Genomic DNA, 13,931 nt, shown 5'->3' with positions numbered 1-13,931 from the left:
GCCGGCGAGCCCCCGGCCGGTCAGAGACCGAAGGTGAGCACGGCCGGCAGGACCCCGTCGTGCAGGCCGCGCAGCACCGGCAGCTCGTGCGGGACCACCGGGTCGGGCAGCGCGACCAGCGGGAACCACCGCAGGTCCGCGGTCCGCTCCGGCTCGCGGATCTGCAGCTCGCCGTCCCAGTGGTCGGCCGCGAAGTAGAAGTCGACGCGCTGCTCCAGGGCCGGCCCGCCCGGGATGCCCCGGTGCTGGACCGTCAGCGGCACGAGGTCCGTCGGCGCCACCCGGACCCCGAGCTCCTCGGCCGCCTCGCGCACCGCCGCCGCGACCGCGGACTCCCCCGGCTCGACGTGCCCGGCGGCGCCGGCGGCCCAGTGGCCGTCCATGTAGCCGGTGCCGCGGCGCAGCTGGAGCAGCACCTGACCCTCGCGGCGCAGCAGCAGGTAGGCCGCCGGCACCAACCGGAAGCGGTCGCCGGCGCTGCCGTCGTCCCAGGTGCCGCTCATGACAGGCAGCTCGGTCCGAGCAACGCCTTGAGGTCGCCGAACAGGGCGGGCGACTTCTCCACCCGCAGCCCGTCCCCGGCCTGCACGAGCGTCTTCTTCCCGGGCTCGGCGACGGCCACGTGCACGGGCGCGGACCCCGGGTGCGTGGACAGCACCTCCCGCAGGCGGATCATGACCGGTTCGACGCAGCGGGTGTGCGGCACGGTCACGTGCACCGGGGCGTCGGCCACCGCGGAGGTGTCCGGCAGCGAGACCTCCTGGGCCTGCAGCTGCATCTGCTCGTCACGGCGCCGGATCCGGCCCCTGATCGTCACGACCTGGTCCTCGGCGAGCACCGTGGAGTAGGCGAGGTACGTCTCCCCGAAGAACATCACCTCGACGCCGCCGTCGAGGTCCTCGATGGTCACGGCTGCCCACGGGTTGCCGTTCTTGCTGATCTTGCGCTGCACGGAGGTGAGCAGCCCGGCCACGGTCACCACCGACCCGTCGGAGCGGTGCTCGTCGGCGACGAGCGTGGCGATCGACGTGTCCGCCGCCCGGGCCAGCACGTGCTCGAGGCCGGACAGCGGGTGGTCCGAGACGTAGAGACCGAGCATCTCCCGCTCGAAGGACAGGCGCTGCTTCTTGTCCCAGTCCGGCAGGTCCGGGACGTCCACGGAGAAGCTCACCACCTCGTCGTCGGCCCCGCCGAAGTCGGCGAACAGGTCGAACTGCCCCTCGGCCTCCTTGCGCTTGACGGAGATCACCGAGTCCACGGCCTGCTCGTGCACCACGAGCAGCGCCCGGCGCGGGTGGCCCAGCGAGTCGAACGCGCCGGCCTTGATCAACGACTCGATGGTGCGCTTGTTGCACACCACGGCCGGGACCTTGTCCAGGAAGTCCGTGAACGAGGTGAACGCGCCGTGCTCCTCGCGCGCCGCCACGATCGCGTCCACGACGTTGGCACCGACGTTGCGCACCGCCGTCAGCCCGAACCGGATGTCCTCGCCGACGGCCGTGAACTTCGCGGCCGAGTCGTTGACGTCCGGCGGCAGCACCGTGATGCGCATGCGACGGCACTCGTTGAGGTAGAGCGCCATCTTGTCCTTGTCGTCCCGCACGGACTGCAGGAGCCCCGCCATGTACTCGGTCGGGTAGTTCGCCTTGAGGTAGGCGGTCCAGTAGGCGACCAGGCCGTAGCCGGCCGAGTGGGCCTTGTTGAAGGCGTACCCGGCGAACGGCACCAGCGTGTCCCACACCGCCTGGATGGCGGCGTCCGAGTAGCCCCGCTCCTTGCAGCCGGCCTCGAAGTTCACGAACTCCTTGGCCAGCACCTCGGGCTTCTTCTTGCCCATGGCACGGCGCAGCAGGTCCGCCTGGCCCAGGGAGTACCCGGCGAGCACCTGGGCGGCGCGCTGCACCTGCTCCTGGTAGACGATCAGGCCGTAGGTCTCGTCGAGCACCTCGGACAACGGCTCGGCGAGCTCGGGGTGGATCGGCTCGATCTTCTGCATGCCGTTCTTGCGCAGCGCGTAGTTGACGTGCGAGTTCATGCCCATCGGCCCCGGCCGGTACAGGGCGATGACGGCCGAGAGGTCGTCGAACTTGTCCGGACGCATCTGCCGCAGCAACGACCGCATGGGGCCGCCGTCGAGCTGGAACACGCCGAGGGTCTCCCCGCGGGCCAGCAGCTCGTAGGAGGCCTTGTCGTCCAGGGCGATCGTCTCGATCTGGACCGGGTCCTTGCCGTTGGCCTCGATGATCTCCAGGGCGTCCTCGAGGATCGTGAGGTTGCGCAGGCCCAGGAAGTCCATCTTGATCAGGCCGAGACCCTCGCAGGTCGGGTAGTCGAACTGCGTGATCACCGCCCCGTCCTGCGGGCGCCGCATGATCGGGATGACGTCGATCAGCGGGTCGCTGGACATGATGACACCGGCGGCGTGCACACCCCACTGGCGCTTGAGCCCCTCGATGCCGCGGGCGGTCTCGACCACGCGCTGCGCCTCGGGGTCCGTGTCGTGCAGCTGACGGAACTCCCCGGCCTCGGAGTACCGGTCGTGCTGCGGGTCGAAGATGCCGGACAGCGGGATGTCCTTGCCCATCACGGGCGGCGGCATCGCCTTGGTGAGCTTCTCCCCCATCGCGAACGGGAACCCGAGCACCCGGGAGGCGTCCTTGAGAGCCTGCTTGGCCTTGATCGAGCCGTACGTGGCGATCATCGCCACCCGGTCGTCGCCGTACTTGTCCGAGACGTAGCGGATGACCTCCGAGCGCCGGCGCTCGTCGAAGTCGACGTCGACGTCGGGCATGCTGACGCGTTCGGGGTTGAGGAACCGCTCGAAGATCAGGCCGTGCTCGAGCGGGTCCAGCTCGGTGATGCCCATGACGTAGGAGACCATCGACCCGGCGGCCGAACCACGGCCCGGGCCGACGCGGATGCCCTGCTCCTTGGCCCAGTTGATGAAGTCGGCCACCACGAGGAAGTACCCGGGGAAGCCCATCTGGACGATCACCTCGGTCTCGTACTTCGCCTGGGCGCGCACGGCGTCCGGGACCCCTTGCGGGTACCGGACGTGCATGCCCTTCTCGACCTCCTTGACGAACCAGGAGACCTCGTCCTCCCCGGCGGGCACCGGGAAGTTCGGCATGTAGTTCGCCCCGGTGTCGAACGAGACCTCGCACCGCTCGGCGATGAGCAGCGTGTTGTCGATCGCCTCGGGCATCTCGGCGAACAGGCGGCGCATCTCGGCGCCGGACTTGACGTAGAAGTTGTCGCCGCTGAACGCGAACCGGCTGCCGCCCTGGTCGTAGGTGGGCTCGTCCAGGGTCGACCCGGAGTTGACCGCCAGCAGCACCTCGTGGGCGTGGGAGTCCTCCTGGCGGGTGTAGTGCAGGTCGTTGGTGGCCACCAGCGGGGCCCCGATGTGCCGAGCCAGCTCCAGGAGCTGCTTCGACGTGCGGGACTCGATCTCGATCCCGTGGTCCATCAGCTCCACGAAGTAGTTCTCGCGGCCGAAGATGTCCTGGTACTCCCCCGCCGCGCGGACCGCCTCGTCCCACTGACCGAGCCGGAGCCGGGTCTGGATCTCGCCCGACGGGCAGCCGGTGGTGGCCATCAGCCCCTCGGCGTACGTCTCCAGCAGCTCGCGGTCCATGCGCGGCCACTTGCCCATCTGCCCGTCGAGGGATGCCAGCGAGGACGCCCGGAACAGGTTGTGCATACCGGTGTTGTTCCGGGACCACAGCGTCATGTGGGTGTAGGCGCCGCCGGCGGAGACGTCGTCGCGCTTCTGGTGCTGCTCGCCCCACTGGACCTTCGTGCGGTCGTGGCGGCTGGTGCCGGGGGTGACGTACGCCTCGACGCCGATGATCGGCTTGACGCCGTACTTCTGCGCGGTGCTCCAGAAGTCGAAGGCGCCGAAGAGGTAGCCGTGGTCCGTGATGGCGATGGCCTTCTGGCCGAGCCGCGCGACCTCGGAGAACAGGTCGTCCATCCGCGCGGCGCCGTCGAGCATCGAGTACTCGGTGTGGACGTGCAGGTGGACGAAGTCGTCGGTCTTCTGGGTGGCGGCGTCCGGCATGCCCCGAGTCTAGGCGCGGCCTCCGACGTCCCCGCCCGGCCCCGCCGTGAGAGCGGTCACCGGCTCACCGGTAGGCGTCGCGCAGGGTCTCCAGGGCGTGCGCCAGGTCGTCCGGGTACTCGGACTCCACGACGACGTCCTTGCCCGTCACGGGGTGCGTGAAGCCGAGGCGCATCGCGTGCAGCCACTGCCGCTGCAGCCCGGTGCGCGAGGCCAGCACCGGGTCGGCCCCGTAGGTGAGGTCCCCGACGAGCGGGTGCCTCAGCGCGGCGAAGTGCACCCGGATCTGGTGGGTGCGCCCGGTCTCCAGGTGCACCTCGACCAGCGAGGCCGCCGGCAGCATCTCGAGGACCTCGTAGTGGGTCACCGACGGTTTGCCCTCAGCGACGACGGCGAACTTGTAGTCGTGGTGCGGGTGGCGGCCGATCGGCGCGTCGATGGTGCCCGTCGTGGGCTCCGGGTGTCCCTGGGCGAGCGCGTGGTAGACCTTGTCGACCGTGCGCTCCTTGAAGGCGCGTTTGAGGCCCGTGTACGCGGCTTCGGACTTGGCGACGGCCATCAGCCCCGAGGTGCCGACGTCGAGCCGGTGCACGATCCCCTGGCGCTCCGCCGCACCCGAGGTCGCGATGCGGTAGCCGGCCGCCGCCAGCGCCCCGACCACGGTCGGACCGGTCCAGCCGGGCGACGGGTGGGCGGCCACGCCGACCGGCTTGTCCACGACCACCACGTCGTCGTCCTCGTAGGCGATCGTCATGCCCTCGACGGGTTCGGCGACGACCTCCGGGGCGTCCGCCGGCGCGTCCGGGACATCCACCTCGAGCAGCGTGTCGGGCAGCAGCCGGTCCGACTTGCCCACGGTGCGCCCGTCGGCGCGCACGGCGCCCGAGGCGGCGAGATCGGCGGCCTGGCTGCGGGAGAAACCGAGCATCCGACCCAGGGCGACGTCCACGCGCTCGCCGGCCAGCCCGTCGGGCACGGGCAGGGTCCGCAGGGCCATCAGTCACCGTCCTCGGTGTGCCGCGACCCGTCCAGCCCGATCCCGCGGAACGTCAGCAGGATGATCATCCCGGCCGCGACCACGATGGCGATGTCGGCGACGTTCCCGACGAACAGGTCGGCGTAGGCGATCATGTCGACGACCTCCCCCCGGGCGAACCCGGGCTGGCGCAGGAGCCGGTCGACCAGGTTGCCGAGCGCTCCCCCGAGCAGCAGTCCCAGGGCGACCGCCCAGCCCACCGACCCGATGCGGCGCATCGCCCGCAGGATCACCACCACGACCGCCACGACGACGATCGTCAGGACCCAGGTGTAGCCGTTGGCCATGAACGACAGCGCCGCGCCGGGGTTGAAGACGAGGGTCAGACCCAGCAGGTCGCCGAGCAGCGGGACCCGTTCGCCCTCGCTGAGCGTGGCGAGCGCCCACCACTTGGTCAGCTGGTCCACGACCAGCACCACGGCGGCCAGACCCAGGGCCCCGGCCCCGAGCCGACGACGTCGTGCGGCCGTCACGGCCGCGTCGTGATCCGCGGCGGTGCCGGCGGCGTCCTGCGGAGCGGGTGACACGGGCTCGTGCGGGAGGTCGGGAGCCGGGTCGGACCCGGCGGGCGTCGTGGACATCGCGCAGAGTCTACGGTCAGCGCCGCTCCTCGCGCGCCTTCGCCTCGACCGACAGGGTGGCGCGCGGGAAGGCCTGCAACCGGGCCTTGCCGATGGGCGCGCCCGTGACCTCGCACGTGGCGTACTTCCCGCTGCGGATGCGGTCCAGCGCGTGGGTCGTCTGGTCGAGCAGGTCCCGCAGGTTGTTCACCAGGGTGAGCTCCTGCTCGCGCTCGAGCGCGCTCGATCCGTAGTCCGCCTGGTCGTCACCGGCGCCGTCGCCGGAGTTGCGCAGGAGGTCGGACAGCTCGGCGTCCGCGGCGGCGAGCTCGTCGGTGTAGCGCTCCTTGTCCTCCAGGAGCAGCAGAGCGAGCTCGGAGACCTCCTGGAGCGTCCACGGCTCCTCGCCGTCACGCACCGGGAAGTCCTTGACGTCACGCGCCAGGTTCGGGAACTCCTCGCGGATCGTCGCCCGCTGGGAGGTGGAGAGCTTGGACATTCGGCGCCCTTCCGTTCTTCGAGGTCACCGAAGAGTAAGCGCACGGATCGGCCCGCACAACAGCAGGCGCCCTTCGGGCGTGTCTGCCGGTGCGGGCCGGTCCGTGCGCCGCGTGCTCCGGGTGCGGTGTCAGAGGTCCTGCGAGCGTCCTGCCCCGGCGTTCTGCCGCTGCGGGGGGAGCGCCGAACCGCGGGCATCGAGGTCGCCGAGCAGGTTCTGCAGGAAGCTCTTGAGGCGGGTGCGGTAGTCCCGCTCGAACAGGCGCAGCTCGTCGATCTTGCGCTCCAGCAGCGACCGCTCCTGCTCCAGCTGGGACAGCGTGCGGTGGCTGGTCTCCTCGGCCTCGCGGACGATGCGCGACCCCTCGGCCTTCGCCTCCGCGATCAGCCGGTCGCCCTCCTCCTGGCCGGAGCGCACGTAGTCGTCGTGCAGCTTCTGGGCGAGCTGCAGCATGCCCGTCGCCGACTCGGGCTCGGCACCCTGCTTGCCGGCGGCGGCCTCGGCCAGCGCGGGCGCCGGGGTCGGGGCGGCCTGCGGCGCCGGGGCCTCGGGCTGCTCGGCCGACTGCGCGGCGGCCTCGTTGCGGCTCAGCTCGCCCACACGGCTCTCGGCGGCGGAGAGCTTCGAACGGAGGTCGTCGTTCTCCTCCTGCACCGCCGTCAGCGTCCGGACGACCTCGTCCAGGAAGTCGTCGACCTCTTCGACGTCGTAGCCCTCGCGGAACTTCGTCGCCGAGAACTTCTTGTTGAGGATGTCCTCTGCCGTCAGCAGTGCCATCGTGTCACCTCGTTGCCGTAGCGCGTTCGTGCACGGACCCGGAGCGTCCGTGGGTGCCCACGGTAGCCCACGGCCGCCGCCACGGCCCTCCGAGCGCGGCGAGCACACGACGTCTTCACAGGCGGCGAACAGTCTGCCGTCCCCGCCCCGGACCGCGCCTCGGACGGGGAGGGGTCGTCACAGGCTGGCGGCCAGCCCGTTGGCGACCTGCATGAGGATCGACGTGGCCAGGAACAGGACCAGGAACGCGAGGTCCAGACGCACGCTGCCCAGGGTGAGGGGCGGGATGATCCGCCGCAGGGCGCGCAGGGGCGGATCTGTGACGGTGTACACACCTTCCGCGATGACGAGCACGACACCGCGCGGGCGCCAGTCACGGGCGAAGAACTGGACCCAGTCGAACACCAGCCGGACGATCAGGCAGACGAGGAACAGCAGCAGGACGAAGCCGACGAGGCTGAAGATCACGCTCACGAGGGCAACCTACCCGACGCACGACGCACGGCCCGAGGGGCGTTCTCGGGCAGCGGCCGTGCGCGGGTCAGCTCTGGTTGTAGAACGCGCCCGCGCGCGCCTCGGTGGGACGCGGCGCGACCTGCTCCTCGCCCGTGATCTCCACGTGCTCGGGCGACAGCAGGAACACCTTGTTGGTCACCCTCTCGATCGAGCCGCGCAGGCCGAAGATGAGACCGGCGGAGAAGTCGACCAGCCGCTTGGCGTCGGAGTCGTCCATGTCCGACAGGTTCATGATGACCGGGGTCCCCCCGCGGAACGCCTCACCGATCAACCGCGCGTCGTTGTAGGACCGCGGGTGGATCGTGGTGATGCGGCGCAGGTCGGCACCGACGAGGGCGTCGGCCGGCACACCGTCACGGTGCAGCGGCGTGACCTCGGCCTGGTAGTCGTCGTCACGCACCGGCTCCAGCTCCTCGTCGTACTCGTCGAGGTAGTCCCCGTCGGGGCGCTGGTCGTCGGCCAGCCCCAGGTACAGCATGGTCTTGCGAAGCGCTCCGCCCATCGCTCTGCTCCGTTCGTCGGTACGTCAGGTACTTGACGGTATCCAGCGGGACACGCTATGCGGAGCGCGACACGCCGAGGTCACGAGAGGACGACGACACCGGCCTGTCGCCCGGTGACCTCCCCGGCGGCCGTCGCACGGCGGTGCGAGAACAGGTCCGGGTCGGTCATCGTGCAGCGGTCCACGCGCGTGGTGGCGACCCCCCGCGCGACGAGCCGGGTCACCACGGCGCCCGGCAGGTCGAGCCCGGGCGTGCCCGCCGACGTCGTGGACCACGCCTCGGGCACGACGGCCGTGACCTCGTCGCGCATCTGCTCGGGCACCTCGTAGCACCGACCGCAGACCGCGGGGCCGACGGCGGCGCGCAGCCGACCGGTCTCGGCACCGCGGGTCAGCAGCCGGTCGACGACCTCGTCGACGACGCCGGCCACCAGCCCGCGCCGACCCGCGTGGGCGACACCGACGACCCGCCCGGTGGCGTCGGCGAGCAGCACCGGCACGCAATCGGCGACGAGCACCCCGAGACCGAGCCCCGGTTCCGCCGTGACCAGACCGTCCGCCGTGCCGGCACTCGTCGGGGGCGTGCCGGACCACTCGGCGCGCTCGTGGGGCCCGAGCTCGAGGACGTCGGCTCCGTGCACCTGCGTGGCGAACGCCACGGGGCTGCCGACCCAGTCGGCCAGCAGGTCACGGTTGCGCTGGACCCGGGCGCTGTCGTCACCGGTGCCGTCGGACAGGTCGAGCGACGACCACGGCGCCGGCGACACGCCCCCGTGCCGCGTGGTGAAGCCGGCGACGACTCCGGCGCCGAGGTCGACACGGAGCAGTCCGGCACCGAAGTCCTCGGGCAACATGGCCTCCTGGGCCCACGGGACGGACGAGGTCACTTGAGGAAGTCGGGGACGTCGAGGTCCTCGGCGGGCCGGGACTGGTCCACCATGCGGGGCACGTCCACCGGACGCTCGACCGTGACGCCCTCCCCCGCGCCCTCCTCGACCACGCCGAGGCTCGTCGGCCGCTGGACGTTGCCCACCGGCTCCAGGCTGGCGGGGACGTCGTCCGGACCGGCCGGGATCGGCCGCGGGCGCGCGTGGGCGGGCTCGGCGGCCGGCAGGGGCACCGGCGCCGTGGCCGGGGAGCCGCCGTGGCCGGTGCCCGGGCTCGCCGCGGACGAGCCCTGACGTCCGGCCGCGCCGTCGTCCCCGCCCGCACGGCTCGCCGAGGAGCTGCCCGCGACCTGCCCCAGGGCGCGGGAGTCCTCGCGCGCCTTGGGCAGCCCGCCGTCGAACCCGGCCGCGATGACCGTGACGCGCACCTCGTCGCCGAGCGCGTCGTCGATGACCGTGCCGAAGATGATGTTCGCCTCGGGGTGGGCCGCCTCCTGCACGAGCCGCGCGGCCTCGTGCACCTCGAACAGTCCCAGGTCGCTGCCACCCTGGATCGACAGCAGCACGCCGTGCGCACCGTCGATGGAGGCCTCCAGCAACGGCGAGGAGATCGCCAGCTCGGCGGCCTGGACCGCGCGGTCCTCCCCACGGGCCGACCCGATCCCCATGAGCGCGGACCCCGCCCCCTGCATGACGGACTTGACGTCCGCGAAGTCGAGGTTGATCAGCCCCGGGGTGGTGATGAGGTCGGTGATCCCCTGCACGCCCGAGTGCAGCACCTGGTCGGCGGAGTGGAAGGCGGCGATGGCCGACACGTTCCGGTCCGACATCGACAGCAGCCGGTCGTTCGGGATGACGATGAGCGTGTCCACCTCCTCGCGGAGCTGCTCGATCCCCTGCTCGGCCTGCACCGACCGGCGCCGGCCCTCGAAGGTGAACGGGCGGGTGACGACCCCGACCGTCAGCGCGCCGAGGGAGCGCGCGATGCGCGCCACGACCGGGGCGCCCCCGGTCCCGGTGCCGCCGCCCTCGCCCGCGGTGACGAAGACCATGTCGGCGCCGCGCAGGACGTCCTCGATCTCGTCGGCGTGGTCCTCGGCGGCCTTGCGGCCGACCTCGGGGTCGGCGCCGGCCCCGAGCCCGCGCGTCAGCTCGCGACCGACGTCCAGCTTGACGTCGGCGTCCGACATCAGCAGGGCCTGCGCGTCGGTGTTGATGGCGATGAACTCGACACCCTTGAGGCCGACCTCGATCATGCGGTTCACGGCGTTCACGCCGCCACCGCCGATGCCGACCACCTTGATCACTGCCAGGTAGTTCTGCGGAGTTGCCACGTCGTTGCCTCTCGGGTCGTTCGGGTCCTGACCCCACCGGTCAAACCTTCAGGTTATAGTTGAAGGTGAGTGTTATGTCAGGTTGCTGCTTGTGACGACGGTATTTCGCCGGAACCCGCCCGCGCCGCACGTGCCTCGGCGTGTCGCGACGGGTCGGACGGCGGTCACCGGGTCACCGGCAGCTCGGGCGACGAGACGTCGATGACGGCGACGTCCCCTCCGACCGCGCGCAACGTGCGCACGACCTCCACCTTCAGCGGCAGGCGGTCCGCCCCGCCCCAGCGGATGCTGAGCCCGTCGCGCAGCACGGTCTCCACGTCGTCCTGGGTGCGGGCGCTGACCTGCTCCACCCGCGCGGACAGCCCGGGCGGGAGCGCGGCGACGACCGCCAGCGCCGCCTGCAACGCCCGGGCGGACTCCTTCTCCAGCGGCACGGACACCACCGGGAGCCCCTCGGGCACGCCGGCACGGCGGCCCAGCCGCACACCCTCGTCGTCCAGCAGCACGTAGTCCGTGCCGTCCGGGACCGCCGCCACGGGTTCGCGGGCGACGACGACGACGCCGAGACCGTGCGGCCACGACCGGGCGAGCGTGACGTCCTTGACACCACGCAGGGAACGGATCTCGGCCGCCATGCCCGCCGTGTCGAGACGCAGCAGCGGTGTGCCGGCCGCGCCCAGGGCGATCTCGTGCACCCGCTCGCCGTCGACCACGGGCACGTCCGCCCCCGTGACGGTCACCTCCTCCGCGTCGAGCGCGAGCAGGTCGGACCACCCGACCACCCAGCCCGCCCCGCCCACGAGCCCGACCAGCAGCACCACCACGAGCGCCGTGCGCCAGGACCGGTGGCGGCGCATGGCCGAACGCTCGGCGAGCCGGTCGGCCATCGCGGTCGAGACGCGGGGGTCGCGGGCGGCGGGCGCCGGCACCGGGCGGGGGCCCCGCTCCGGCGCGGACGCCACCGGCCGGGGCCGCGCCGGGGACGCGGCGGACCGCGCGCTGCCGGCCGACCGTGCCGCACCGGCCGCACGACGTCCGGACCCCGCCGGGGACGCCGAGGACGCCGCCGGGGCGGGCCGTGGCCGCTCGGGCGTGCGGGGACGAGGTGGGGGACGCATCACCCCATCGTCGCGTCCGGCGCCGGTCCCGGGAGGTCCGCCACGCCGTGGCGCGCCGCCAGCTCGGCGAGGACGACGGGTCCGAGCTCGGTGACGTCGCCCGCCCCGACGGTCAGCACGACGTCCCCCGGGCGGGCCAGGCGGGCCACGGCGTGCGCCGCCTCGACCCGGTCCTCGACGGCCCGCACCCGCCCGCCGGAGACCGTCGGACCGGCCAGGTCCGTGATCGTCCTCGCGGTCACCTCCGGGTCGACGTCCTCACGCGCCCGGTACACCCCCGTCACCACGACCTCGTCGGCCAGGGACAGCGCGGCGGCGAACCGGTCGGCGAAGATCCGCGTGCGGGAGTACAGGTGCGGCTGGAACAGCACGAGGACCCGTCCCGTTCCCGCCACGGGCCGCGCCGCTCGCAGCAGCGCCTCCACCTCGGTCGGGTGGTGGTCGTAGCTGTCGAAAACCCGGACGCCACCGGCCTCGCCGCGGGGCTCGAAGCGTCGCCCGGTGCCCACGAAGGTGCCCGCCGCGGCCACCGCGGCCGACGGGCCGGCGCCGAGCAGCACGGCGGTGACCACCGCGGCGGTGGCGTTCAGCACGTTGTGCGCGCCCGGGACGTCGAGGGCCAGCAGCCGCTCCGCGTCGCCCAGGGGTCCGCCGGAGACCGTCGCCCGCGCGGTCCCGGCCCCGACCTCGACGCCGCGGACCCGCACGTCGGACTCCGGGACGGTCCCGTAGGTGACGACCCGGCCGCCCGCCGCCCGGTGCGCGGCCGCGAGCCGGGCCGAGCCGGCGTCGTCGGCGCACGCCACGAGCGTGCCGTCGGGGGTGATCCGGGCGGCGAAGTCGACAAAGGCCTGCTCGAACGCCTCCTGCGACCCGTAGTGGTCCAGGTGGTCGGCCTCGACATTCGTCACCACGGCCACCGTCGGGCTGTAGTTGAGGAACGAGCCGTCGGACTCGTCGGCCTCGGCGACCAGCACGTCGGCCGTCCCCGCGTGACCTCCCGGGACCGTCCGCTCCCCCGCCCCGTCGCGCCGTCGGACGGTGCCGCCGATCGCGAACGACGCGTCGACGCCCACCGCGGCCAGGACCGTGGCGACCATGGCCGAGGTGGTGGTCTTGCCGTGCGCACCGGCCACCGCGACCGTCCGCCGGCCCTCCATGAGGACGGCGAGCGCCTGCGACCGGTGCAGCACCTGCAACCCGGCCGCGCGCGCCGCGGCCAGCTCCGGGTTGCTCTCCCGGACGGCGGTGGACACGACCACGGTGTCCACCCGCGGCGTGCCGTCGGGGGCGACCACGTGCCCGGCGTCGTGCCCGACCCACACCGGGATCCCGTCGGCGCGCAGCGCGGCCAGCGCAGGCCCCTCCGCCGCGTCCGACCCCTGGACAGGGACGCCGCGGGCGGCGAGCAGCCGCGCGACGACGGAGACCCCGGCGCCCCCGATGCCGATGAGGTGGACGCGACCGAGCGCCGCCACGTCCGTCGGGGCGCTCATCGGGCTGCCCCAGCGACGTCCGCGACCATGTCCGCGACCCGTGCGGCCGCGTCCCGGACCCCGACGGATCCCGCGGCCTCGGCCATGGCGACAAGCCGGTCCCGGTCCTGGAGCAGGGCGGGCACCTCGGCCGCGACCCGTTCCGGGGTGAACGCGGCGTCGTCGATCACGATCCCGCCCCCGGCACCGACCACGTCGCGGGCGTTCAGCCGCTGCTCGCCGTTGCCGATCGGCAGCGGGACGTACACCGCGGGCAGGCCGAGAGCAGCCAGCTCGCAGACGGTGCCCGCCCCGGAGCGCGCGACGACGAGGTCGCAGGCCGCCAGCGCGTGCTGCATCTCACCGAGGTACTCGCGCACGTGGTAGCGCGACACGTCGTGGTCGCCGGCCAGCGCCGCCACGGCCTCCCGCACCTCGGTGTCCTTGCCCCGTCCCGTCAGGTGCAGCACCTGGACCCCGGCGTCGAGCAGCGTCGCGGCGGCACCCGTGACGGCCCGGTTGACGTTCAGCGCGCCCGAGGAGCCGCCGGTGACCAGCAGGGTCGGCAGGGCGGGGTCGAGCCCGAGCGCCGCGGCGCCGCGGGCGCGGGAGCCGGCCGGGTCCGCCCGGCGCTCGTCGACCAGCGCCGCGATCGCCGGACGGAGCGGCAGGCCCACGCAGGTCGCACCGGCGATCCGCGTGTCGGCGAAGGTGGTGCCCACCGCCGCCGCCCAGCGCGCCCCGAGCCGGTTGGCGAGGCCCGGGCGGGCGTTCTGCTCGTGGATCACCACCGGCACGCCGAGCCGGCGGGCCGCCAGGTAGGCCGGCGTGGAGACGTAGCCGCCGAACCCGACCACCGCCTGGGCGTCGATCTCGGTGATCGCGTCCTGGGCCGACCGCACGGCCGCACGGAGCCGGACGGGCAGGCGGAACAGGTCCGGGCTCGGGCGACGCGGCAGCGGGACGCGCGGGATCTCGTGCAGCGGGTAGCCGGCGGCGGGCACCAGGTCCGCCTCGAGACCGCTGGCGGTACCCAGGACCCGGAACGACGTCTCGGGGTCGCGGGCGCGCAGCTCGTCGGCGACCGCGAGCAACGGGTTGACGTGGCCGGCGGTCCCTCCGCCGGCCAGCACGACAGAACGCACGGAGGAAGTCTTCACACGG

The 13,931-nt window shown here is 73.1% G+C and carries 13 protein-coding genes; all 13 read right to left on the bottom strand.

The window, feature by feature from the left end:
• Window positions 1-20: 20 nt before the first annotated feature.
• On the bottom strand, window positions 21-503 hold the full coding sequence (locus tag Q6349_RS08860) for an NUDIX domain-containing protein (RefSeq protein WP_304603737.1): 483 nt from the start codon (window positions 501-503) through the stop codon (window positions 21-23).
• Window positions 500-4,063 (bottom strand): DNA polymerase III subunit alpha, encoded by a 3,564-nt coding sequence (gene dnaE / locus Q6349_RS08855; protein ID WP_171247727.1) that lies wholly within the window; start codon window positions 4,061-4,063, stop codon window positions 500-502. Before dnaE ends, Q6349_RS08860 begins: the two co-directional genes overlap by 4 nt.
• Before the next feature lie 64 nt (window positions 4,064-4,127).
• Complete coding sequence (locus Q6349_RS08850; protein ID WP_304603736.1) at window positions 4,128-5,060, bottom strand: RluA family pseudouridine synthase; 933 nt, start codon at window positions 5,058-5,060, stop codon at window positions 4,128-4,130.
• Complete coding sequence (gene lspA / locus Q6349_RS08845) at window positions 5,060-5,680, bottom strand: signal peptidase II (RefSeq protein WP_304603735.1); 621 nt, start codon at window positions 5,678-5,680, stop codon at window positions 5,060-5,062. The genes Q6349_RS08850 and lspA overlap by 1 nt, the downstream gene beginning before the upstream one ends.
• 16 nt (window positions 5,681-5,696) lie before the next feature.
• The gene (locus tag Q6349_RS08840) at window positions 5,697-6,158 is read right to left on the bottom strand and encodes a TraR/DksA C4-type zinc finger protein (protein WP_304603734.1); all 462 of its coding nucleotides are present in this window, start codon (window positions 6,156-6,158) and stop codon (window positions 5,697-5,699) included.
• Window positions 6,159-6,287: 129 nt separating this feature from the next.
• Entirely contained in the window at window positions 6,288-6,935 is a 648-nt protein-coding gene (locus tag Q6349_RS08835; RefSeq protein WP_171247731.1) for a DivIVA domain-containing protein, read from the bottom strand.
• Between the two features lie 177 nt (window positions 6,936-7,112).
• A complete protein-coding gene (locus Q6349_RS08830) occupies window positions 7,113-7,409 on the bottom strand; it encodes a YggT family protein (RefSeq protein ID WP_171247732.1) in 297 nt (98 codons plus the stop codon).
• Between the two features lie 67 nt (window positions 7,410-7,476).
• Complete coding sequence (locus Q6349_RS08825; protein ID WP_171247733.1) at window positions 7,477-7,953, bottom strand: cell division protein SepF; 477 nt, start codon at window positions 7,951-7,953, stop codon at window positions 7,477-7,479.
• An 80-nt stretch (window positions 7,954-8,033) separates the two neighbouring features.
• On the bottom strand, window positions 8,034-8,840 hold the full coding sequence (gene pgeF, locus Q6349_RS08820; protein WP_304603733.1) for a peptidoglycan editing factor PgeF: 807 nt from the start codon (window positions 8,838-8,840) through the stop codon (window positions 8,034-8,036).
• A complete protein-coding gene (ftsZ, locus tag Q6349_RS08815) occupies window positions 8,837-10,174 on the bottom strand; it encodes a cell division protein FtsZ (RefSeq protein ID WP_304603732.1) in 1,338 nt (445 codons plus the stop codon). The genes pgeF and ftsZ overlap by 4 nt, the downstream gene beginning before the upstream one ends.
• Before the next feature lie 164 nt (window positions 10,175-10,338).
• Window positions 10,339-11,292 carry a cell division protein FtsQ/DivIB gene (locus Q6349_RS08810; RefSeq protein WP_304603731.1) on the bottom strand — a complete coding sequence of 318 codons (954 nt, stop codon included), beginning with the start codon at window positions 11,290-11,292 and terminating at the stop codon, window positions 10,339-10,341.
• A complete protein-coding gene (gene murC / locus Q6349_RS08805) occupies window positions 11,292-12,788 on the bottom strand; it encodes a UDP-N-acetylmuramate--L-alanine ligase (RefSeq protein WP_304603730.1) in 1,497 nt (498 codons plus the stop codon). Before murC ends, Q6349_RS08810 begins: the two co-directional genes overlap by 1 nt.
• Window positions 12,785-13,927, bottom strand: a complete 1,143-nt coding sequence (murG, locus tag Q6349_RS08800) for an undecaprenyldiphospho-muramoylpentapeptide beta-N-acetylglucosaminyltransferase (protein WP_304603729.1) — start codon at window positions 13,925-13,927, stop codon at window positions 12,785-12,787. The genes murC and murG overlap by 4 nt, the downstream gene beginning before the upstream one ends.
• Window positions 13,928-13,931: the final 4 nt, after the last annotated feature.

The organism is Isoptericola sp. 178, assembly GCF_030586525.1.
Taxonomy (GTDB): Bacteria; Actinomycetota; Actinomycetes; order Actinomycetales; family Cellulomonadaceae; genus Isoptericola; species Isoptericola sediminis.
Note: the sequence above shows the minus strand (reverse complement) of the source record. Positions and strands in the feature narration are given on the sequence as shown.